The sequence below is a fragment of the Streptomyces sp. NPDC037054 genome, from assembly GCF_055606745.1.
Genome location: NZ_JBVJSJ010000005.1, coordinates 273,624 through 294,415 on the forward strand (window position 1 = coordinate 273,624; position 20,792 = coordinate 294,415).

15 protein-coding genes are annotated in these 20,792 nt (G+C 72.2%); 7 read left to right on the forward strand and 8 right to left on the reverse strand.

Translation table 11 applies throughout. The features are described from left to right. Positions 1-180 precede the first annotated feature (180 nt). Positions 181-3,123, reverse strand: a complete 2,943-nt coding sequence (gene afsR / locus ACZ7D7_RS14675) for an SARP-family global regulator AfsR (RefSeq protein WP_470824546.1) — start codon at positions 3,121-3,123, stop codon at positions 181-183. Between the two features lie 297 nt (positions 3,124-3,420). Here afsR and ACZ7D7_RS14680 point away from each other — a divergent pair, with 297 nt between their 5' ends. The 3 genes from ACZ7D7_RS14680 to ACZ7D7_RS14690 all read left to right on the forward strand — a co-directional run bounded on the left by ACZ7D7_RS14680 (position 3,421) and on the right by ACZ7D7_RS14690 (position 7,140). Next, a complete protein-coding gene (locus ACZ7D7_RS14680; protein WP_470824547.1) occupies positions 3,421-3,828 on the forward strand; it encodes a VOC family protein in 408 nt (135 codons plus the stop codon). A gap of 44 nt (positions 3,829-3,872) precedes the next feature. Then, positions 3,873-6,458: a bifunctional FO biosynthesis protein CofGH gene (locus tag ACZ7D7_RS14685; RefSeq protein WP_470824548.1), complete on the forward strand. Its 2,586-nt coding sequence runs from the start codon at positions 3,873-3,875 to the stop codon at positions 6,456-6,458. A 118-nt stretch (positions 6,459-6,576) separates the two neighbouring features. After that, on the forward strand, positions 6,577-7,140 hold the full coding sequence (locus tag ACZ7D7_RS14690; RefSeq protein WP_470824549.1) for a hypothetical protein: 564 nt from the start codon (positions 6,577-6,579) through the stop codon (positions 7,138-7,140). A gap of 30 nt (positions 7,141-7,170) precedes the next feature. Here the strand turns inward: ACZ7D7_RS14690 and ACZ7D7_RS14695 are convergent, their stop codons facing one another. Beyond that, complete coding sequence (locus ACZ7D7_RS14695; protein ID WP_470824551.1) at positions 7,171-7,677, reverse strand: DUF2165 domain-containing protein; 507 nt, start codon at positions 7,675-7,677, stop codon at positions 7,171-7,173. Between the two features lie 148 nt (positions 7,678-7,825). On the opposite strand from ACZ7D7_RS14695, the gene ACZ7D7_RS14700 reads away from it, so the two are divergent. Further along, the gene (locus tag ACZ7D7_RS14700; RefSeq protein ID WP_470824552.1) at positions 7,826-8,944 is read left to right on the forward strand and encodes an ADP-ribosylglycohydrolase family protein; all 1,119 of its coding nucleotides are present in this window, start codon (positions 7,826-7,828) and stop codon (positions 8,942-8,944) included. A gap of 23 nt (positions 8,945-8,967) precedes the next feature. Here the strand turns inward: ACZ7D7_RS14700 and ACZ7D7_RS14705 are convergent, their stop codons facing one another. The 3 genes from ACZ7D7_RS14705 to ACZ7D7_RS14715 form a co-directional block, all read right to left on the reverse strand. After that, positions 8,968-10,536 carry a sodium:solute symporter family protein gene (locus ACZ7D7_RS14705; protein WP_470824554.1) on the reverse strand — a complete coding sequence of 523 codons (1,569 nt, stop codon included), beginning with the start codon at positions 10,534-10,536 and terminating at the stop codon, positions 8,968-8,970. A 256-nt stretch (positions 10,537-10,792) separates the two neighbouring features. After that, positions 10,793-12,700, reverse strand: coding sequence for an MFS transporter (locus ACZ7D7_RS14710; protein WP_470824555.1), 1,908 nt, complete (start codon positions 12,698-12,700; stop codon positions 10,793-10,795). Between the two features lie 194 nt (positions 12,701-12,894). Beyond that, the gene (locus ACZ7D7_RS14715) at positions 12,895-15,480 is read right to left on the reverse strand and encodes a D-alanyl-D-alanine carboxypeptidase (RefSeq protein ID WP_470824557.1); all 2,586 of its coding nucleotides are present in this window, start codon (positions 15,478-15,480) and stop codon (positions 12,895-12,897) included. Between the two features lie 238 nt (positions 15,481-15,718). Here ACZ7D7_RS14715 and ACZ7D7_RS14720 point away from each other — a divergent pair, with 238 nt between their 5' ends. From ACZ7D7_RS14720 to ACZ7D7_RS14730, 3 genes are all read left to right on the forward strand, one after another. Beyond that, a complete protein-coding gene (locus ACZ7D7_RS14720) occupies positions 15,719-16,474 on the forward strand; it encodes a GOLPH3/VPS74 family protein (protein WP_470824558.1) in 756 nt (251 codons plus the stop codon). A 365-nt stretch (positions 16,475-16,839) separates the two neighbouring features. After that, entirely contained in the window at positions 16,840-17,697 is an 858-nt protein-coding gene (locus ACZ7D7_RS14725) for a helix-turn-helix domain-containing protein (RefSeq protein ID WP_470824559.1), read from the forward strand. 277 nt (positions 17,698-17,974) lie between these two features. Continuing rightward, the gene (locus ACZ7D7_RS14730; RefSeq protein WP_470824560.1) at positions 17,975-18,166 is read left to right on the forward strand and encodes a DUF397 domain-containing protein; all 192 of its coding nucleotides are present in this window, start codon (positions 17,975-17,977) and stop codon (positions 18,164-18,166) included. 102 nt (positions 18,167-18,268) lie between these two features. On the opposite strand, the gene ACZ7D7_RS14735 is transcribed toward ACZ7D7_RS14730, so the two are convergent. Genes ACZ7D7_RS14735 through ACZ7D7_RS14745 form a run of 3 tightly spaced genes read right to left on the reverse strand, consistent with a single transcriptional unit; the run spans position 18,269 to position 20,768 of the window. Continuing rightward, positions 18,269-19,168, reverse strand: a complete 900-nt coding sequence (locus ACZ7D7_RS14735; RefSeq protein ID WP_470824832.1) for a MerR family transcriptional regulator — start codon at positions 19,166-19,168, stop codon at positions 18,269-18,271. A 55-nt stretch (positions 19,169-19,223) separates the two neighbouring features. Next, on the reverse strand, positions 19,224-19,736 hold the full coding sequence (locus ACZ7D7_RS14740; RefSeq protein ID WP_470824561.1) for a glutathione peroxidase: 513 nt from the start codon (positions 19,734-19,736) through the stop codon (positions 19,224-19,226). Positions 19,737-19,745: 9 nt separating this feature from the next. Continuing rightward, entirely contained in the window at positions 19,746-20,768 is a 1,023-nt protein-coding gene (locus tag ACZ7D7_RS14745) for an ArsR/SmtB family transcription factor (RefSeq protein ID WP_470824563.1), read from the reverse strand. Between the last annotated feature and the right edge of the window lie 24 nt (positions 20,769-20,792).

The following is a 20,792-nucleotide window of genomic DNA, read 5'->3' on the forward strand; positions in this document are numbered from 1 at the left end:
AGTGGATCAATGAAGCCTGCCCGGCGACTCCCCCGAGGGCCGCCGGGCAGGCACTTCCAGCCGGCACACCATAGTCGTGCCGCCAGGTGCTGGGCCGTCTGCCCCCCGACGCGACGGGCCAGCACTCAGCAGCATGGTGGGTGGCGATAAACATTCGATGAACGCCGCACCGAGCGGCTGTCAGGCCGCCTCGGCGGGCCGCAGCAGCGACCTCACCGACTCGGCTTCGGCCGCACCGGACGCCTCATGGATGTTCAGTGCCTCGCACCAGCACGCCCTGGCCCTGTCCGTCTGGCCGAGCTGGTCCAGGGCACGCCCCAGTGTCGTCAGGACGTTGGCGCGCATCCAGTCGCCCCCGATGACGCGCAGCGCCAGGGCCTGCTCGGCGTGCTGCGCGGCCAGCGACGGGTTGCCACCCGCCAAGTGGGCCTCGGAAATACGGAAGTTCGCGGTGCCCTCCCACAGCCGCTGGCGGTTCTCCCGGAACAGCTGGAGCGCTTCGTGCAGTTGGGCCAGCGCCTCCTCGCACTGGTTCGCCGCGCTCAGGGCGATCCCGAGGGCGAGACGTCCGTTGGCGAGGCGGAGCGTCAGGCCGAGCTGGTCGTAGATGGCGACCCCTTGGCGCGCCAGTTCCACGGCGCTCTTCGTCCTGTTCAGCTTGACGTGGATGCGGGAGAGATTGCACAGGGCGCTCGCCTCCCCCGGCAGATTGCCGTCGGCCCGATAGTTGGCGATGGCCTCCCGCAGGTGCTTCTCCCCGTCCGCGTGACGACCCTGGTAGAAGGCGATGATGCCCCGGTCGTTGGGCGCCCAGCAGCACGGCGCAAGGTCCCCGGCGGCCTGCGCGAGACGGATGGCGTCGCGTGCCTCCTCGTCCGCCTGCGTGAAGCGGTCGGAGACGAGGAGGGCGTTGGTCAGGGCCGTCCGGGCCCGTCCCTCCGCGCGGTTGTCCCCGGCCGCGCGTGCGATGTCGCGCAGCGCCACGGCCGTGGCCTCGTACTGATGGGCGTTGGCGCCCGACTCCGCGAGGTCCTTCGAGACCCACAGCAGGTCGACGGCGCTCCTGAGCATCCCGTTCTCGGCACTCTGACGGACGCAGGCCAGCAGGCAGTTGGCCTCGGTGTACAGCCAGTCGATCGCCGCCTTCGAGGTGTCGAACCTCAGGCCGGGGTGCCGCGTGGGCTCGATGTGGTGCACGAGGCGGTCGCCGGGCCGCTCGATCGCGTACACGCCCGCCGCCGTCGCCAGGTAGAAGTCGAGCAACCGCGACATCGCCGCGTCCCGCTCGCTCGGGGGTTCCTCGTCGCGTTCCGCGCAGGCGCGGGCGTAGAGGCGGACCAGGTCGTGGAAGCGGTAGCGGCCCGGGGCCGCCGACTCCAGCAGGGACGTGTCGACCAGCGATTCCAGCAGGTCCTCCGTGTCCTCGGCCGGCAGGTCGAGGACCGCCGCTGCCGCCGCCACGGAGATGTCGGGGCCGTCGGCCAGGCCGAGGAGGCGGAAGGCGCGGGCCTGGGCCGGCTCCAGCTGGCCGTAGCCGAGTTCGAAGGTGGCCTTCACGGCCAGGTCGCCGGCCTGGAGCTCGTCGAGGCGGCGGCGTTCGTCGGCGAGCTTCGCGGCCAGCACCGATACCGTCCAGGTGCGGCGGGCCGCGAGGCGGGACGCCGCGATGCGGATGGCGAGGGGGAGGAAGCCGCAGGCCGCGACGACGTCCAGGGCGGCCTCCCGCTCCGACGCCACCCTCTCCTCGCCCACGATCTTCGTGAACAGCGCCAGCGCCTCGTCCGGCGACATCACGTCCAGGTCGACGAGGTGGGCGCCCGCCAGGTCGACCATGCGGACCCGGGAGGTGACGAGGGCGGCGCAGCCCTCGGTGCCGGGCAGCAGGGGCCGGACCTGGGCCGCGTCACGGGCGTTGTCCAGGAGGACCAGCACGCGGCGGCCGTCGAGGACCGAGCGGTACAGCGCGGCGCGCTCCTCCAGCGAGTCCGGGACGGCCGAGTCGGCCGTGCCGAGGGCGCGGAGGAAGGAGCCGAGGACGGTCTCCGGCTCGGCCGCCCGCGAACTCGTGCCCTGGAGGTCGACGTACAACTGGCCGTCGGGGAACGCCGCGCGGGCCTGGTGGGCGACGTGCACGGCCAGGGTCGTCTTGCCGACGCCGCCGATGCCGGCGAGGGCGGACACCGCCATCACGCGGCCGTCCGCCGACGCCAGGACGTCACCCAGCTCCGTCACGAAGGACGCCCGGCCCGTGAAGTCCGGGACGGTCGCGGGCAGTTGCGCGGGCCGCACCGGGGCCGTCGGCGGTTCCGCGACCGCCGCGGACGGCTCGGCCAGGCCCGGGTCCGCCCGGAGGATGCGCTGCTGGAGGTCCTGGAGTCCCGGACGCGGGTCCACACCGAGCTCGTCGGCCAGCAGGCGGCGCGTGTCCGCGTAGACGGCCAGCGCCTCCGCCTGCCGCCCGCTGCGGTACAGCGCCAGCATCAGCAGCTCCCGCAGCCGTTCGCGCAGCGGGTGGGCCGCCGTGAGGGCCGTCAGCTCGGATACGGCCTCGGCGTGGCAACCCTGCTCCAGGTCCATGTCCAGGCGGGACTCCACCAGTTGGAGTCGCCACTCCTCAAGGCGCACCCGCTGCGTCTCCGCGTACGGGCCCGGCACGCCCGCCAGGGTCTCGCCGTCCCACAGGGCCAGGGCCCGCCCCAGCACCTCACGCGCGTGACACAGGTCCCCGGCGCTGCGCGCCTTCTCCGCCTCGGCCGCGAGGTCCTGCGCCACCGCCAGGTCCAGCGTCCCGTCCCGCAGCCCGCGCACCGCGTACCCGCCGGACTCGCTGGCCAGCAGCCCGGCGCCCAGCACCTTGCGCAGCCGGGACGCGTACGTCCGTACCGCCGCCAGTGCCTGCGACGGCGGTTCCTCGCCCCACAGGGCGTCGATCAGCTCCCCGGCGGTCGCGGTGCGGCCCTCGCGCAGCAACAGCGCGGCCAGCAGGGCGCGTTGCATCGGGGAGCCGGTGCTCAGCGGCTCCTCGCCGCGCCAGGCGCGCACCGGGCCGAGCACACCGAAGCGCAGCGCCGTCGGCTCCTCCGAGCCGGTACGCCTCTGCTCCGGCACTCGCGGTACACCCATCGCCGTCCCCCTCGCCCTGCTGAGCAACGCTGTCAGTTTGCCTTGTTCATGCCGACCACGTCAGCTTCGCGAGATACCGATCACAGCCTGTGGTATCGGGTGACACAAGGCCCACACACTCTCTCCGCAGTCGCGGTAGGGTCGGCGCGTGACTGCCGGGTCGGCCATGGGCCACGCACGAGTGAGGCGCCCGGCCCCGGCGTGAGCCCGGGGCGCGCCAGAGCGCCGCCTTCCCTTTCCCTTCCCCCACTGTCCACCGACGGGCGAAGTGAAAAGGAAAAGGAGACCCGCCCACCCATGTCGCACGACGCACAGCACGCCCCCGTCATACGGCTCGACCACACCGCGGTGTACGCCCGCGACCGCCAACTCTCCGCCGAATTCCTCGCCGCGGTCCTCGGCCTGGAGGTCGGCGCCCCCTTCGGGCCGTTCCTGCCGGTCGACCTCGGCAACGGCGTCACGCTCGACTACTACGAGAAGCGCGACGAGCCGATCCAGGGCCAGCACTACGCGTTCCTCGTCCCGGAGGAGGGCTTCGACGCGATGATCGCCCGGCTCGACGCGCTCGGCGTCACCTACTACGCGGACCCCGCCCACACCGAACCGGGCCGCGTCAACCGGCTGTTCGGCGGACGCGGCGCCTACTTCGACGACCCGTCCGGACACAACATGGAGATCATGACCCGTCCCTACGCCAGACCCTGACGGCGCCCCCTTCGACCTGGTCAGGCCGAACGTATGCTCAAAGGATGACGACTTCCGCGACCTCCGGAACCGGACCCACCGAGAACTCCCTGCGTCGCGCCCTCAAGCGAGCCCGGGACGGTGTCGCCCTCGACGTGTCGGAGGCGGCGGTGCTGCTCCAGGCGCGGGGGGAGCACCTCGTCGACCTCGCCGCGTCCGCCGCCCGGGTGCGGGACGCGGGCCTGGAGGCGGCCGGCCGGCCCGGCGTCATCACGTACTCGAAGAGCGTCTTCGTCCCGCTGACGCGGTTGTGCCGCGACAAGTGCCACTACTGCACGTTCGTCACCGTGCCCGGCAAGCTGCGCCGCGCCGGGCACGGGATGTTCATGTCGCCGGACGAGGTCCTGGACATCGCCCGCAAGGGCGCCGCCCTCGGCTGCAAGGAAGCCCTCATCACCCTCGGCGACAAGCCGGAGGACCGCTGGCCGGAGGCGCGCGAGTGGCTCGACGCGCACGGCTACGACGACACCATCGCCTACGTCCGCGCCGTCTCCATTCGCGTCCTGGAGGAGACGGGGCTGCTGCCCCACCTCAACCCGGGCGTCCTGAGCTGGACCGACTTCCAGCGGCTCAAGCCCGTCGCGCCCAGCATGGGCATGATGCTGGAGACCACCGCGACCCGCCTGTGGTCCCAGCCGGGCGGCCCGCACTTCGGCTCCCCGGACAAGGAACCCGCCGTGCGGTTGCGGGTTCTGGAGGACGCCGGGCGTTCGTCGGTGCCGTTCACCAGCGGCCTCCTCATCGGCATCGGCGAGACGTACGAGGAGCGCGCCGAGTCGCTGTTCGCGCTGCGGAGGGTCGCCCGCGCCCACCACGGCATCCAGGAACTGATCATCCAGAACTTCCGCGCCAAGCCGGACACCGCGATGCGCGGCATGCCCGACGCGGAACTGGACGAACTGGTCGCCACCGTCGCCGTCGCCCGGCACATCATGGGCCCGGCCGCCTGCCTCCAGGCCCCGCCGAACCTGGTCGACGCCGAGTACGAGCGGCTCATCGGCGCCGGCATCGACGACTGGGGCGGCGTCTCCCCGCTGACCATCGACCACGTCAACCCCGAGCGGCCCTGGCCGCAGATCGAGGAACTCGCCGCCCGCTCCGCCGCCGCCGGCTTCGCGCTCCGTGAACGGCTCTGCGTCTACCCGGAGTTCGTGCGGCGCGGGGAGCCCTGGCTCGACCCCCGGCTGCGCCCGCACGTCGCCGCGCTCGCCGACCCGGACACCGGCCTGGCCCGCGAGGACGCCGTGGTCGAGGGCCGCCCGTGGCAGGAGCCCGACGAGGCCTTCACCGCCACCGGCCGCACCGACCTGCACACCGCCATCGACACCGAGGGCCGCACCGGCGACCGGCGCGCCGACTTCGACGAGGTGTACGGCGACTGGGACGCCCTGCGCGAGGCCGCCGCCCCCGGCATGGCCCCCGAGCGCATCGACACCGACGTCCGGGCCGCCCTCGCCACGGCCGCCGACGACCCGACCCGGCTGACCGACGCCGAGGCCCTCGCCCTGCTGCACGCCGACGGGCCCGCCCTGGACGCGCTGTGCGGGATCGCCGACGACGTGCGCAGGGCGGCCGTCGGCGACGACGTGACGTACATCGTCACGCGGAACATCAACTTCACCAACGTCTGCTACACCGGCTGCCGCTTCTGCGCCTTCGCCCAGCGCCGCACCGACGCCGACGCCTACACCCTCTCCCTCACGCAGGTCGCGGACCGGGCCCAGCAGGCCTGGGACGTCGGCGCCGTCGAGGTCTGCATGCAGGGCGGCATTCACCCCGACCTGCCGGGCACCGCGTACTTCGACATCGCGCGGGCCGTGAAGGAGCGCGTGCCGGGCATGCACGTGCACGCCTTCTCGCCGATGGAGGTCGTCAACGGCGCCTCCCGCACCGGCCTTTCGATCCGGGAGTGGCTCACGGCCGCCAAGGAGGCCGGCCTCGACTCGATCCCCGGCACGGCCGCCGAGATCCTCGACGACGAGGTCCGCTGGATCCTCACCAAGGGCAAGCTGCCCACGGCCACCTGGATCGACGTCGTCACCACCGCGCACGAACTGGGCATCCGGTCGTCGTCGACCATGATGTACGGCCACGTCGACCAGCCCCGCCACTGGCTCGGCCACCTGCGCACCCTCGCCCGCGTCCAGCAGCGGACCGGCGGCTTCACCGAGTTCGTGACCCTGCCGTTCATCCACACCAACGCGCCCGTCTACCTCGCGGGCATCGCCCGCCCCGGTCCGACGGTCCGTGACAACCGCGCGGTGACCGCGATGGCGCGCCTGCTGCTGCACCCGTACATCCCCAACATCCAGACCAGCTGGGTCAAGCTCGGCAGCGACGGCGCGGCCGAGATGCTCCGCTCCGGCGCCAACGACCTCGGCGGCACCCTCATGGAGGAGACGATCTCCCGCATGGCGGGCTCCTCCTACGGCTCCTACAAGTCGGTCCGCGACCTCGTCGCCGTCGCGGAGGCCGCCGGCCGCCCGGCCAGGCCCCGTACGACGCTGTACGGGGAGGTCCCCGAGGAACGCACGCGCGCGGCGGCCGCCTCGGACGGACACCTCCCGCAGCTGCTGCCCGTGCTGGACTGAAGCCTTCCGCAGCCGCTGCCGGTCCTGGGCCGAGGTCCCGGGCGCGGACCGGCGGCCGGGACCCTCGCAGTACGATGATCGGGCCCTGACATACGGGGTTCCGTAGCTGAGGAGATGCGTGCCCGTGCCTGCCCGACTGCCCTCGTGGGCCTGGGTCAGCGGCCTGACCGTGGGGGCGGTCGCGGCGGTGACCGTCCTGGCCGTACAGGCGGACCGGGGCCCGCACCCCGCGCCCACGGCCGCCCGGCCGAGCGCGTCGCCGTCGGCGAGCGCCCGGCCAGGACCCGAGGAGACCGAGCCCGTGCGGGTGCCGGACGGCTCCGGCACCGGACGCCGCATCGTCTACTCGCTCGGGCAGGACCGGGTCTGGCTGGTCGACGCGAGCGAGGCGACCCGGCGCACCTTCACGGTGTGGCCGGGCACGGTCAGCCCCGACCCGGGCACGTACACCGTCACGACCCGGCGGGAGGCCACGACCGGCTCCGACGGCGTCAACGTCGAGAACATCGTGTACTTCGCCGCCAAGTCCGGGCTGTCGATCGCGTTCTCCAACGCGGTCGACGGCTCCTCGCCGCCGCCCGCCGAGGGCACCGACACGGGCGGCATCCGGCTGCGCACGGCGGACGGCGCGGCGCTGTGGAAGTTCGGCACGTCCGGCACGACGGTCGCGGTCGTCGAGTAGCGGGGCCGCGCCGGACAGCGGAGCCGCTCGTCAGGCGGCGGGGCCCTGCCCGGTCCGTTCCCCCGACGGCAGGTGGACGAGGGCCAGCACGATCCCGCTGAGCAGGAAGACGCGCGTCGCCGCGTCCAGCCCGTTCCAGTCCTCCGACTGCCACATCGCGAACCACTCGCCGCCGATCGCGATGAACCCGGCGCCGAACAGCAGCATGACCATCAGCAGCCCGTAGGTCGTCACGCGCCGGGCGCGCGCGTGGTCGCGCCGCAGCCACAGCCAGGTCCCGGCGATCAGCACGAGCGCGGCGACCGCCTCCCACACGATGATCGCCACGTAGGCGGCGTCCTGGATCCAGGTCGTGGTGATCGCCCGCCACATCAGGTCCTCGTCCTTGAACGTGGTGTCCATCGCGAGGACGTGCCGGACGAACTGCTGGTTGGTGCCGAAGTCGGTGATGTTCCCGACGGCGACGAGCGTCATGTAGAGGGCGACGGTGGCGGTGAGCAGCGTGACGGCGAGCGCGAGAGCGCGTGAGGTGGCCATGGGAGCTTTCTTCCCAACGACGCACATAAACGATGCATCACGACCAGTGAGCCACATCAGGCATACCGAATCCGGCCCTGAACCGATCGTTCGCGATCGAATACAGTGCTGAGCGGTCGTACGTCCGACGGTGCCCCGAGAGGTCAAGGTGGGTGCGACAGCCGGCGCCGTCTGGGGCCGTACCGAGCAGCAGGACTTCCGCAGCAGGGTGCGCGGAACCCTGCTCGGCGTGGCCGTCGGCGATGCGCTCGGCGCCCCCGTCGACACACTGGACCTGGACGCGATCCGGGCGGCGCACGGCGCCGAGGGCGTCCTCGGACCGGCCCCCGCCTACGGCAGACGCGGCGCCGTCACCCACCTCACCCAGCTGACCCTGTTCTCCACGGACGGCCTGATCCGCGCCCAGGTGCGCCGGGACACCGGCGCCTGGCACCCGCCGACCGATCTGCACCGCGCGTATCTGCGCTGGGCGGCGACCCAGCGCGACTGGGGTCCCGACCTGCGCCGCAAGGACGACGGCTGGCTGGCCCGCGAGGAGTGGCTGTACGCCCGCCGCGACCCGTCCCGCGCCCTGCTGCTCGGACTCGGCGACGAGACCATGGGCACACTCGACGCGCCGAAGAACCCCGGTGAGACCGGCCCGGAGGCCGCCGCGCGCTCCGCGCCGTTCGGCCTGCTCGTCGGCTGGGAGCCCCAGCTGGTGGTGCAGCTCGCCGTGGAGTGCGCGGCGCAGACCCACGGCCACCCGGCGGGCTTCCTGGCGGCGGGCGCGTACGCCGTGATCGTGCACGGGCTGGCCCGGGGCGAGAGCCTGGACGGCGCGGTGCAGCGGGCGCTGGCGCTGCTCGCCGCGCGGCCGGGCCACCAGCCGGTGTCGGACGCGCTGCAGCGCGCGCTGGGCGCGGTGCGGCAGGGCATGCCGACGCCGGCCCGGGTCGCGGAGCTGACCGGCGAGGGCACGGCGCAGGGCCTGGTGGCCGTCGCCGTGTACTGCGCGCTCGTCGCGGAGGACGTACGGCACGGGCTGTGCCTGGCCGTGAACCAGGACGGGCCGTCGGCCGCGGCGGGCGCCCTGACCGGCGGCCTGCTGGGTGCGCTGCACGGCGAGACGGCCCTGCCGCCGGCCTGGCTGGCCGAGCTGGAGGGCCGTCCCACGATCCTGGAACTCGCCGACGACTTCGCGATGGAGATGACGCAGGGTCCGGCCCTGCACGGCCCGGCGGGTTCGTCGCCCGCCTGGCTGGCGCGCTACCCGCGGGGTGCCTGACCGGACCCGGCGAACGCTGCGGGTCAGTCCTTCACGGCGGTCGGCCGGACGTCGTCCGGGCCGGTCGCCGGGGCCGGGACCGCGGCGGCGGCGCCGTCCACGTCGGTGTTGACCTGCTCGATGATGAGGTCCCGCTCGGGGGTGTCCTCCGGCTTGAGCCGGCCGATCACGATGTAGAGGACGAGCGAGACGGCCAGCGGGATCGACACCTGGTACTGGAGCGGCACCCCGCCCTCGACCTGCCAGTTGATCGGGTAGTTGACCAGCCAGAAGGCGAACAGTCCGGCTCCCCAGCTGGTCATCGCGGCCGTCGGGCCCGACGTGCGGAACTGGCGCAGCAGACCCAGCATCATCGGGATCGCGATCGGGCCCATCAGACCGGCGACCCACTTGATGACGACCGTGATGATGTCCTTGAACGTCGGCGAGTTGACCTGCGTCGCGACCGCCATGGACAGGGCGAGGAACGCCACCGTCGTCACGCGCGCCGCGATCAGGCCCGAACGCTCGCTCCAGGCCCGCGCCTTCGCCGACAGCACCGGCGCCACGTCCCGCGTGAACACGGCCGCGATGGCGTTGGCGTCGGAGGAGCACATGGCCATGGTGTGCGAGAAGAACCCGACGATGACCAGGCCCAACAGGCCGTGCGGCAGGAGCTGTTCGGTCATCAGGGCGTAGGAGTCGGAGCCGTCGGGCTTCTGCGACTCGACCAGCAGCGGCGACATCCACATCGGGAAGAACAGCACCAGCGGCCAGACCAGCCACAGGATCGCCGACAGCCGCGCCGACCGTGCGGCCTCGCGGGCGTTGGGCGTCGCCATGTACCGCTGGGCCTGGTTCAGCATGCCGCCGTTGTACTCGAACAGCTTGATGAACAGGAACGCCAGCAGGAACACCGTGCCGTACGGGCCGACCAGCGGCTTGGCGTGGCCCTGGAGGGCGGGCTCGTCCCAGACGCCGAAGAAGCCGCCGTGGTCGCCGAGTTCGACGAGGACGGCGAAGAACATGGCGAGGCCGGCGAAAAGTTGGATGACGAACTGCCCGAGTTCCGTCAGCGCGTCCGCCCACAGGCCGCCGATCGTGCAGTAGATGCCGGTGACGACGCCGGTGATGAGGATGCCCTGGTTCAGGGAGATGCCGGTGAACACCGACAGCAGCGTCGCGATCGCGGCCCACTTGGCGCCCACGTCCACGATCTTCAGCAGCATGCCGGACCAGGCCAGCGCCTGCTGGGTCTTCAGGTCGTAGCGGTTCTTCAGGTACTCCAGCGGCGAGGCCACGTGGAGGCGTGAGCGCAGCCGGTTGATGCGCGGCGCGAACAGCTTCGAGCCGATCGCGATGCCCAGCGCGATGGGGAACGACCAGGTGACGAAGGACGTGACGCCGTACGTGTAGGCGATGCCCGCGTACCCGGTGAACATCACCGCGCTGTAGCCCGACATGTGGTGCGAGATGCCGGAGAGCCACCAGGGCATCTTGCCGCCGGCCGTGAAGAAGTCGCTGACACTGTCCACCCGCTTGTGGGACCAGACGCCGATCGCGACCATCACGGCGAAGTAGCCGATGAGTACGGCCCAGTCGAGACTGTTCATGTGCCCCCCTTCCAGGGTCCGCCTTGTGAACTCCGCTCAGCTGGTTGGCACTTCGCCTGAGCGGGGTAGGGGCGAGGAAGGCCGCGAAGTGCCCGCTCATCGTGGGTGCGATGGCATGGGCGGGACAATGGCGCGGTAGGTCAAGAGCGAGTAAAAATGTTCTCCTTGCTGACCTTGATTCACGTACATGAACCACGCGCGGGTGTCGCGAACCTCCGGGGGAGTGGCGGTGCGGACCGCCTGAGCGGGAAGCGGCTTACCGCAGTTCCTCGGGACACGGCGTCCCGCGCGGCAGCTGGTAGGGGGCGGCCAGCCGGTAGACGCCCGCCTTCGGCGCGAGCAGTTCCGTCCACCGGTCGCCCTCGGCGTCCTCCTCCGTCTCCGACAGGCAGCCGTTCACGTTCTCGTACGACTTCGGCATGCCCTCGGGGCGGTTCCGGGAGGCCTCCGTCTCCCGCGGCGGCTTCAGGCTCCGGCCCTCGTCGTCGACGATGCTCAGCCACGGCGAGTACGGGATGCGGATCAGGACCCGGCCCGGCCGCCGCACCTCGACGGTCACCTCGCCCTGCTCGGCGCGCAGCACGGTCGCGTGCGGCTCGGCGAGCGGCGTCGGGTCGACGACCTCGAACAGCTGCCAGTTCGCGTCGCCCCAGACCTGCTTCAGATACGGCAGACCGCGCTGCACCAGCTCCCGCTCACGCTCGCCGCCGTCACCGTCCGGCTCGTCCTTCGGCAGCACCACGAAGTGCACCGCCCAGCGCTTCAGCCACTCGTGGTAGTTCGCCGAGTTGAGGGTGTCGTCGTAGAAGAGCGGGTTGCGCTCCATGTCGGCCTGGCGGTTCCAGCCGCGGGCCAGGTTGACGTACGGCGCGAGCGCGGACGCCTCGCGGTGCGAGCGGGCCGGGACCACCTCGACGCGGCCCCGCTCGGCGCGCACCTCCTGGAGCTCGTTGACGAGCGGCGCCAGCTCCCGCGACCAGGACGCCGCAGGGGCCGTGTGCACGACGTCGTTGACCGACTTCACGCCGATCCATACGTTGAACCCGACGAACGACACCACCAGCGCGTACCACTTGCGGCTGCGCGGCACCGTGAACGGCAGCGCCGCCAGCAGGGCCACGCCCGCGAACAGCATCGCCAACCGTGTGATGTTGGACCCGATCTGCGAGCTGATCAGCCACACCAGCACCACCGACAGCGCGTACACCCCGGACGTCAGCCGGACCGTCGTCCAGTCCCGGGGCACCAGCACGCACACCAGCACCGAGAACGCCAGCGGCAGGATCACCGACGCCCACGACATCGGCTGGGTGCCCGAGAACGGGAACAGCCACGCCGACACCGCCACCACGGCGGCCGGCGCGAGCCCCAGCGCCCAGGCGCCCGGCCGGCGCCGCTGGAGGAACAGCGCGACCGCGACCAGCCCCACGAACAGGCCCGCCACGGGCGACGCCATGGTCGCCAGCGCGGCCAGCGGCGCCGCGCACAGCGCCTTCGCCCACCGCTTGTAGCGCCAGCGGTACGGCCAGCAGAACACGACGGCCACCGCGCCGAGCGCGAACACCGTGCCGAGCCCGAACGTCACGCGCCCCGACGCCGCGTTGCAGAACAGCGCGAACACGCCCGCCAGCGCAGCCCACAGGGGGTTGCGCACCGACCGGCTGCGGATCAGGACCATCGTCAGCAGCCCCGCCGACACCGTCCCGGCGATCATCATCGTCGTACGGACGCCGAGCACGGACATCAGATACGGCGACACCACGCTGTACGACACCGGGTGCATCCCGCCGTACCAGGCGAGGTTGTACGCCGAGTCGGGATGCCGGCCGACGAACTCGGCCCAGGCGTCCTGCGCCGCGAGGTCACCGCCGCTGTTCGCGAACGTGAAGAACCACAGGACGTGCAGGGCGCCCGCGAGAGCGGTCACGGACAGCACGGGGTGCCGCAGCAGGCGTTCGCGCAGGGCCAGGAACGGGGTCGTGGCCGGGGGCGTCGTGGCCGAGGGCGTCGTGGCCGGGGGCGTCGGGGCTGCCTCGGAGGTCGCCCGGCTCGGGGCGGCGTCCTCGGGACGGTCGTCCGCGCGGGGTGTGGGCTCGGGTATTCGCGAGCCGGATCCCGGGTCCGGATCGGCGTCGTCGGCGCGTGTCGGCTCCGCAGTGGCCACCTGAAGGCACTCCCCGTGTCCTGTCTTCATTTTCTCGGCCGTGTCACGTCCCGTCGTGTTCACGGCTTCGTTGACCCGACCGGCGACCTGCCCCGATTCGCGACGCTAGCACGCACCCCGCCGAGGGGCTCCTCGACGGGGTGCGGGCCGCGCGGTGGTCGGGCGGTGTCGTGCGGTGGTCGCCGCGACGCGGGTCACATGATGCGGGTCAGCTTGTCCGTGAAGCCCGGCTCGACCAGGTCCTCCTGGAGCGCCACCGGGACCTTCACGGCACTGCTCGTGCCGTCGCCGACCGTCAGTGTGCCGACCTTCGTGCCGGCCTTCGCGGTCTGCGGCAGGTCCGTCCCCGCGAACGTCAGCCGCACCTTCAGTCCCGCCCAGCCGACGGCCTTCACGTCCTCCGTCACGGCGACCGGCGTGCGGCCGCCGAGGCCGTTGTCCGCGTACCCGACGACCGTGCCCTTCTTCAGGATCGTCGCCGACTCCAGCGCGTCCTGCGCCGCCCGGATCAGCCGGTCGCCGGCCGACAGCGCGCCCTGGAGGATGGTGTTGTCCGAGCCGCCGGCCGGCTGGCGCACCACGGCGCCGACGACGGTCCGCGTCTCACCGCCGACCTCCTTCTTCGCGGCGAACACCAGGTTGCCGAGCGCGGAGGTCGTCGTGCCGGTCTTGATGCCGACGACGTTGTTGTAGCCGACCAGCTGGTTCCAGTTGTTGTGCTTGACGCCCTTGTAGTCGACGTACGACATCATCGCGGCGACCTCGCGGAAGACGGGCTGCTTCATCGCCGCCTTCGCCAGCTTCACCTGGTCCTCGGCCGTGCTCACCGTGGTGTTGTTCAGGCCCGACGGGTCCGTGTACGTGGTGTTCGTCATGCCGAGGTCCGCGGCGGCGTCGTTCATCTTCTCCACGAACGCCTTCTCCGAACCGGCGTCCCAGCGGGCCAGCAGCCGCGCCACGTTGTTCGCCGACGCGATGAGGACGCTCTCCAGCGCCTCCCGCTCGGTGATGGAGTCACCGGCCGTCACCTTGACCGTCGACTCCTGCCCGGCGTCCGACTGGTCCTCCGCGGCCTGGTCGATCTTGATGTTCGGCCCCTCGTCGCCGCTCTTGACCGGGTGGTCGCGCAGGATCAGATACGCCGTCATCACCTTGGCGACACTGGCGATCGGGACCGGCTTCTGGTCACCGGACGAACCGAACGAACCGATGCCCTGCACGTCCAGCGCGGCCTGCCCGTCCGCCGGCCACGGGATCTCCACCTTGCCGCCGTCGAAGGTGTAGGAGTCCCGCGCGGTGAGGTCGAGCGTGGGCCGGGGCAGCGGGCGCACGGACTGTACGACCGCAAAGACGATCACCAGCAGCAGCACCAGCGGCGTCCAGATCTTGACCCGGCGCACCAGCGTCCGCAGCGGCGTGTCCGGAGGCGGCGGCGTGTTCGTCAGCTCCGCCAGCAGGTCCAGCGGCGGCTTCGGCGGCAACGGCTGCTGCGTCGTCCGCTCCGGCCCGAGCTGCGGCACGGGCCGCGTGGCGTCGGCGGCCGGCGGGGGCCCGTCGAGGGGCTTCAACGCGACGAAACGGCTGGTGCGCTCGGGGGCGGACTCGGAGGCGGGCTCGGGGGTGGGCTTGGCGGCCCGCTCGGATTCCGGCTTGGCGGGCTTGGGGTCCGGGTCGGACTCCGGCTTGGCGGGCTCGGAGCCCGGGTCGGATTCCGGCTTCGTGGACTCGGAGTCCGGCTTCGCGGGTTTGGCCGCGTCGCCGAGCTTCAGCATCGTGGTGGGCTGGTCCACCGGGGGCCGTACGGCCTTGAAGACGGCGGTGGGCTGATCGACGCGCCCGGCGCCGGACTTGGCGTCGGCGTCGGGGCCCTCGGCGTCGTCGCTCTCGCCGTCCGGGTCCTCGGCGTCGCCGGTGTCGTCGCTCGGCGGCACGGCGTCCTGGGGCTCGTCCTCGGGGGACTCGTCCACCGGGGTCGCGGCGGGGGCGTCTTCGGCGTCGGCCTCGTCGGTCTCGTCGGCCTTGGCCGCCTCGGCGTCCGCGTCCGCGTCGGCGTCTCCCGCGCCGTCCTTGCCGCCCTGGCCGTCCTGGCCGTCCTGTGAGGCTTCTTCGGACGCCTCGGGAGCCTCGGGGTCCCCAGGAGCCCCAGAGGCCTCAGAGGCCCCCTGAGCGCCTTCCCCGGCGGTCTCCGGGTCCTTGCCTTTGCCCTTCGTGCCGGTGTCCGCGGTCGCCACCCACGCCGCCACGGCCTCACGCAGCCGCCCGTCGCGCGCCGCGTCGTCCTCGCCGGGCCCGTCCGCGCCCTCGGCGACGTCGTCGGCCTCCGCGTCGGCCTCAGTCGCTTCCTCGGCGGCCTCGGACGGCTCCGAGGCGTCCTCGTCGCCTTCAACTGCGTCCGGCCCGTCCTGATCGCCCTCCGCGTCCGCCACGGCGCCCTCGGCGTTCGCGCCGTCCTCCGGGTCACCGGCCGGTCCGCCGGCGCCGCCCTCCGGGTCCTCCGCGTCCTCCGCTTCCCCGTCCCGGATGCCCTCGGCGTCCGTCGTGGCCTCCCGTACGGAGAACACCTTCGTCGCCGTGTCCACGGCGCCGCGCGGCTCGGCCGACGGCTTCGCCGCCTCCCGGGCCACCGCGAGCCGGGGATCGAGCTTCTCGGCCGCCGCCTCTCCTGCCGCCCCGCTCCTGGCTTCGGGAACCGGACCCGCGCTCCCCGACGTCGGTTCTTCCGACGACTCGCGCTGCCTCGACCTGTCGGGGGACTCGCCCGCCACCGATGCCTCCTCCATGCCGCACGCACTCCGTGCGTTACCGAACCGTGAGCCGCCGCCCGGACACCACCGGCACGGCCGCGAAAGGCCGCCGCGCCACTGTCCGAACCATGTACCAGTGTCCTGTGTGCGGGCCTGCCCCGGGCGGTAGACGAGAACGACATACCTGCCGGTTCCCTTACAAACAGGTCACGCACCCTCGACAGACCAATGTGAGAGGGGTCACCCTGTCATTCATCCACGCGGGGAGGCATGGATGGGCAGGAGCCGCAGAACACTTCCGGAGGAGCTTCTGTTGCTGGCGCTGGACCCGGCCACGGGTACCACCGCACAGCCGCAGTCGCTCGACCTCGGTCTGGCCGGAGCACAGCTAGTGGAGCTGGCGCTGGCCGGACGGATAGCCCCTGACGGGGATCGTATCGCCGTGGTGCAGCCACGGCCGACTGGAGATCCAACACTGGACTGCGCGTTGGAGTTGCTGCGAAGGCGTGGCGCTCCCGTGCGTGCCGTCCACTGGATCGGCGGACCCCGCCTGGGGCTCCGCCAGACCTACCTCTCGCATCTGGAGCGGTGCGGCATGGTGCATGCCGTCGCCGGTCAGATGTGCGGAGTGCTGCCGACGACTCGCTATCAGGCGACGGACAACGCGATCAGCCGTGAGATCAGGGCACGGCTGGATTCCGCGATCCGCACCGGCGTACCGCCGGACCCGCGGACCGCGGCACTCGCCGCGCTCGCGCACGCGGTGGGTCTCGGAAAGCACCTGTATCCGGGGAACGAGGGACGCTCGTCCCGGTCCCGGCTGCGGGACCTGATCAGGCACGACCCCATGGGCGGCCTCGTGGCGCACGCCGTGATGGACGTCCAGAACGGCGTGGCGGCCCAGCCGCGCCGCAGCGCCCCACCGGCAGGCCGCCAGGCCACCGCCGGCGGCAGGGCCGCCCCGGCCCCTGCCCGCGGGGTGCCGATGCAGCCGCACCGCGGAAGCGCGGCGCGCGTCGTGGCTCACTGAGCCGCACCCCGACGCGCGGCGGACAATCACATACCTCGCCCCACTGGCACCACCTGGCGCCACTTCGCACCGCAGCACCGCAGCACCGAGCACCGAGCACCGCACCGACACATGAGACCGGTTCGGGAGCCGCTGGTCCGCGCGGGGCGGCAGGGCCGTACGTCCGGACGACGACGCGGCCCCGCCGCCCCGCGCGGCTGTGTGCGGCCGGCCCTGCGCCCACGCGGCCCCATACCCTGCAACCTGTGCTTGCGCAGGGCATATTGACCGTTTGCCAGCGGTAGTGAGCACCTTGGTGGCAGTCTGCTGAGCAGCAGATACGCAAAGTGGTAATTTCGAGGCAGGCAGCCGGAGGTGCGCGTCCCGTGGCGTCCAATGTCAATCCCACCGTCAGGCGGCGCCGGCTGGGCCAGGAGCTGCGCAAGCTCCGCGAGCTCAAGGGCATGACGGCGGAGGAAGTGGCGGAACGGCTGCTGGTGTCGCAGTCGAAGATCAGCCGGCTGGAGAACGGCCGGCGCAGCATCAGCCAGCGCGACGTCCGCGACCTGTGCGGGGTGTACGAGGTCGAGGACCAGAGGATCGTCGATTCGCTGATGCAGATGGCGAAGGACTCGCGCCAGCAGGGCTGGTGGCACGCCTTCGGCGACATCCCGTACAGCGTCTACATCGGTCTGGAGACCGACGCCGAGTCGCTGCGGGTGTACGAACCCCAGATCATCACCGGCCTGTTGCAGACCCGTTCGTACGCGGAGGCCATCATCCGGGGCGGCTCGCCGGAGACGTCGGAGACCGAGATCGACAAGCGGGTGCAGGTCCGGCTGCGCAGGCAGGACCGCATCACCGCCGAGACCGACCCGCTGCGCCTTTGGGTGGTGCTGGACGAGGCGGCGCTGCGCCGTGTGGTCGGCAACAAGCAGGTGATGCGGGAGCAGTTGGAGCACGTGGCCGAGATGTCGCAACTGCCGCACATCACGGTGCAGGTGCTGCCCTTCGAGGTCGGCGCGCATCCGGGGCTCAACGGCCAGTACTCCATCCTGGAGTTCGCGGACGCGGCCGACTCGAGCGTGGTCTACATCGAGGGCGTCACCAGCGACCTGTACCTCGAAAAGGCCCCCGACGTGCAGAAGTACACGGTGATGTACGAGCACCTGCGGGCCCAGGCGTTGAACGTGGAGCAGTCCCGCCGGCGCATCGAGGACATCGCGAAGGAGTACGCGCGCTGACCCCGCGCGACCCCGGATCTGAAAAAGGGCGGGGATATTACACCCCTGACAGGTCCGACTGGAAGTCGACCCTGGAATATGCCATCCGGTCGAGTGAATGACTGGTCCGAACGGGGAGCTTGGCGAGTAGCGTCGATCACGCCAACGATCAGCAAGGGTTGGCGCAAACCGAACCGCGGGATTCCAGCCGGGACGTCCAGCCGGATGTCCAGCCGGATTTCCAGCCGGAACCCCGCGGGCCGGCGACAGCGACTCAGCAACTGGCTACGGAGCAAACATGGCTATCCAGCAGGGCGCCACGCACACGTGGACGAAGTCCTCGTACTCCAACAACAACGGCGCCTGCGTCGAGGTGAAGTCCCCCACGACCGAGGCGCTCGCGGTCCGCGACTCCAAGGTCCCGGAGGGCCCGACGCTGGCCTTCCCCGACAGCGCGTGGAACGCCTTCGTGGCGTCGGTCAAGGCCTAGGGAGGCTTTCCCTGACCCTGGGACACAACTGCATGAGCACCACCGAAAGAGCCCTCTCGACGAGCCCGCCGTCCTTGCCGAGAGGGCTCGGCTCGTCCGCGGCTACTGCGCCCGCACCGGGAACGCCACGTCGCACACCGGGTCCCCGGCCCCGGCCGCGCCCCAGTCGGCGAAGTACACCTCGCGGCACGGCCCGGCCTGCGTCAGCCCCTGCCCGGCCATCCACTCCTCCACCGCCTCGAAGGCGGCCAGGATCTGCGGATGCGCCACCTGCGCCTTGGTGATCCGGGTGTACGCCAGCCGCTGCGCCGGCTCCACCCGCACCGTCGTCTCCCCGGCCCGCCCCTGCCGTTCGGCCCAGGCCCGCGCCGCCGCCTCGTCGGCGACCGGCACGCACGCCTCGGCGGGACCGTCGCTCTCCATGGACACCTCGGCGTGATAGGCGACGTAGGGCACGCCGGTCACGCCGCCGCACTCCCGGGCCGCCCGCTCAAGTCGCCCCAGCGAGGCGCCGATCCACGCCGGCAGCTCGTCCGCGAGCGTGTGCCGCTTCTCGGCGATCACCACCTGCTCGGGCACGTCCACCGTCTCGACCACGAACTTTCCGTACATCTCGGAGCTCCTCCCCGACAGTCGTCCACGGAGGTACTCGGCGAGCGTCCGCTGCCCCGCGACCCGCGCCTCGACGTCGGCCCAGTACGCGGCCAGCCGTTCGGCCGCCTCCGTCCCGTCCGCGTCGAGCACCTCGGCGATCCGGGCGAGCGGCATGTCCAGCCGGCGCAGCAGGGCGACCAGCCGGGCGCGTTCCACCTGTCCGGCGCGGTAGTAGCGGTAGCCGCTGACGTCGTCGACGTACGCCGGTGCCAGCAGCCCGAGGCGGTCGTACAGCCGCAGGGCCTTGGCCGACAGCCGGGCCCGCGCGGCGAACGCCCCGATCGTGAGCAGATCGTCGTCCACCGTGTCATCCTCCGTCACCGGGCGGCCCGTACCGCCCGGCGACATGGAGACTGCGCCCTGCCCCAGGGACAAGGTCAACGGGTCGGCCGACGGGCGGGCGTCAGCCGGCGAGCCGTTCCTCGATCGCGGCGACCACCTCGGCGGCCTCCGGCTCGGTCTGCGGGGAGAACCGGGCGGCGACCTTGCCGTCCCGCCCGATGAGGAACTTCTCGAAGTTCCAGCGGACGTCGCCGCTGTGCCCCTCGGCGTCGGCGGTGTCGACGAGCCGTTCGTAGAGGGGGTGCCGGTCCGCGCCGTTCACGTCGACCTTCTCGGTCATCGGGAAGGTCACGCCGTACGTCGCCGAGCAGAACTCGGCGATCTCCTCGGCGCTGCCGGGCTCCTGCCCGAGGAACTGGTTGCACGGCACGCCGAGCACGGTGAAGCCCTGCCCGGCGAACCGCTCGTGCAGCCGCTCGAGCCCGGTGTACTGCGGGGTGAGCCCGCACTTGGACGCCACGTTCACGACCAGCACGACCTGGCCCGCGTACTGCCCGAGCTCGGCGGAACCGCCCTGGAGGGCGCCGATCTCGACGTCGAGGGGAGAGGAGCCGTTGTTCTGTGTAGGGGTCATGGGCGGATGCTAACGGCGGCGGGGGCGACGGGGCTGAGCGGTCCCCACTGACCACCCCCTGGCCTCCCCGGCGGCCTCGACCGCCTCGACCAGGACCTCCCCGGCCGCCGTCCGCGAGTACAGCACGGAACGGCCCGCCCGCCGCCGCTCCACCAGACCGGCGTCCAGCAGCACCCGCAGGTGCCGTCCCACCGAACCGAGCCCCTGACCGGTCACGGCGACGAGGTGGCTGGTGCTCATGGGGGAGCCGAGCAGAACGAGCACCTTGGCCCGCGCGGCCCCGAGCAGCGCGTCGAGGCTCGCGGGTGCCGTCCGGGCGCCGGGGTCGGCGAGGACGCCGGAGCAGGCGTAGACGACGGCGTACCGTTCGGGCTCCTCCCAGGACACCCAGCCGGACTTCGGGGTGACGGGGACGAAGACCAGCTCGGCGCCGGAGATCTCGCGGGGCGGATACTCGTGCAGGTTCACCTGGAACCGGCTGTCGCCGAGCCACCGCGTCCCCGGCCGCAGCGCGTCCAGCACGGAGGCCCAGCCGCCCCGGCTGACCTGCGCGGTCCGCGCGGCGATGTCGGCCTCCAGGACGCGGCGCCGACGGTCCCAGTACGGCAGTACGGCCCGGTCCCAGACGTACTCCAGGAGCGCGGCGGCCCGCTCGGGCAGGTCGTCGCGGTCGAGCGCGTCGGGCAGCGGCCCGGCGAGGGAGAGACGCAGATGGGCGCGGGCGGCGTCGGGCGGAACGGCCCGCACGCGCGCGACGCCTTCCTCGAAGGTCTCGCCGTCGCGCGGGGTGGGCGTGAGGAAGTCGGCGATCCAGTCCCGCCCGAGCCCGGACCGCACGAGCAGCGCCGTCACGGGATCGCCCGCCAACAGCCGCAGATAGCAGGGCCGGTGGGCGTCCAGCCAGGCGCGTTCGCCGGGATGGGCGGCGACGCCGGAGTGCAGCAGCTTGAGGCCGGCGAACGTCTCGGCGAGGGGCGAGATGACGAACCTGCTGCGCGCGAGCGTGTCGGCACTGACCTGCCACCAGCCCAAGGCTCCTCCTGCTTTCGCGCGGAA

What these genes read in the sequence shown, in the direction of transcription:
- ACZ7D7_RS14735 (WP_470824832.1), bottom strand. Translation starts at nt 19,168, where the DNA reads ATGTCGCCGGGCGGTACGGGCCGCCCGGTGACGGAGGATGACACGGTG.
- ACZ7D7_RS14705 (WP_470824554.1), bottom strand. Translation starts at nt 10,536, where the DNA reads ATGAACAGTCTCGACTGGGCCGTACTCATCGGCTACTTCGCCGTGATG.
- ACZ7D7_RS14680 (WP_470824547.1), top strand. Translation starts at nt 3,421, where the DNA reads ATGTCGCACGACGCACAGCACGCCCCCGTCATACGGCTCGACCACACC.
- ACZ7D7_RS14720 (WP_470824558.1), top strand. Translation starts at nt 15,719, where the DNA reads ATGGGCAGGAGCCGCAGAACACTTCCGGAGGAGCTTCTGTTGCTGGCG.
- ACZ7D7_RS14730 (WP_470824560.1), top strand. Translation starts at nt 17,975, where the DNA reads ATGGCTATCCAGCAGGGCGCCACGCACACGTGGACGAAGTCCTCGTAC.
- ACZ7D7_RS14740 (WP_470824561.1), bottom strand. Translation starts at nt 19,736, where the DNA reads ATGACCCCTACACAGAACAACGGCTCCTCTCCCCTCGACGTCGAGATC.
- ACZ7D7_RS14685 (WP_470824548.1), top strand. Translation starts at nt 3,873, where the DNA reads ATGACGACTTCCGCGACCTCCGGAACCGGACCCACCGAGAACTCCCTG.
- ACZ7D7_RS14695 (WP_470824551.1), bottom strand. Translation starts at nt 7,677, where the DNA reads ATGGCCACCTCACGCGCTCTCGCGCTCGCCGTCACGCTGCTCACCGCC.
- afsR (WP_470824546.1), bottom strand. Translation starts at nt 3,123, where the DNA reads ATGGGTGTACCGCGAGTGCCGGAGCAGAGGCGTACCGGCTCGGAGGAG.
- ACZ7D7_RS14715 (WP_470824557.1), bottom strand. Translation starts at nt 15,480, where the DNA reads ATGGAGGAGGCATCGGTGGCGGGCGAGTCCCCCGACAGGTCGAGGCAG.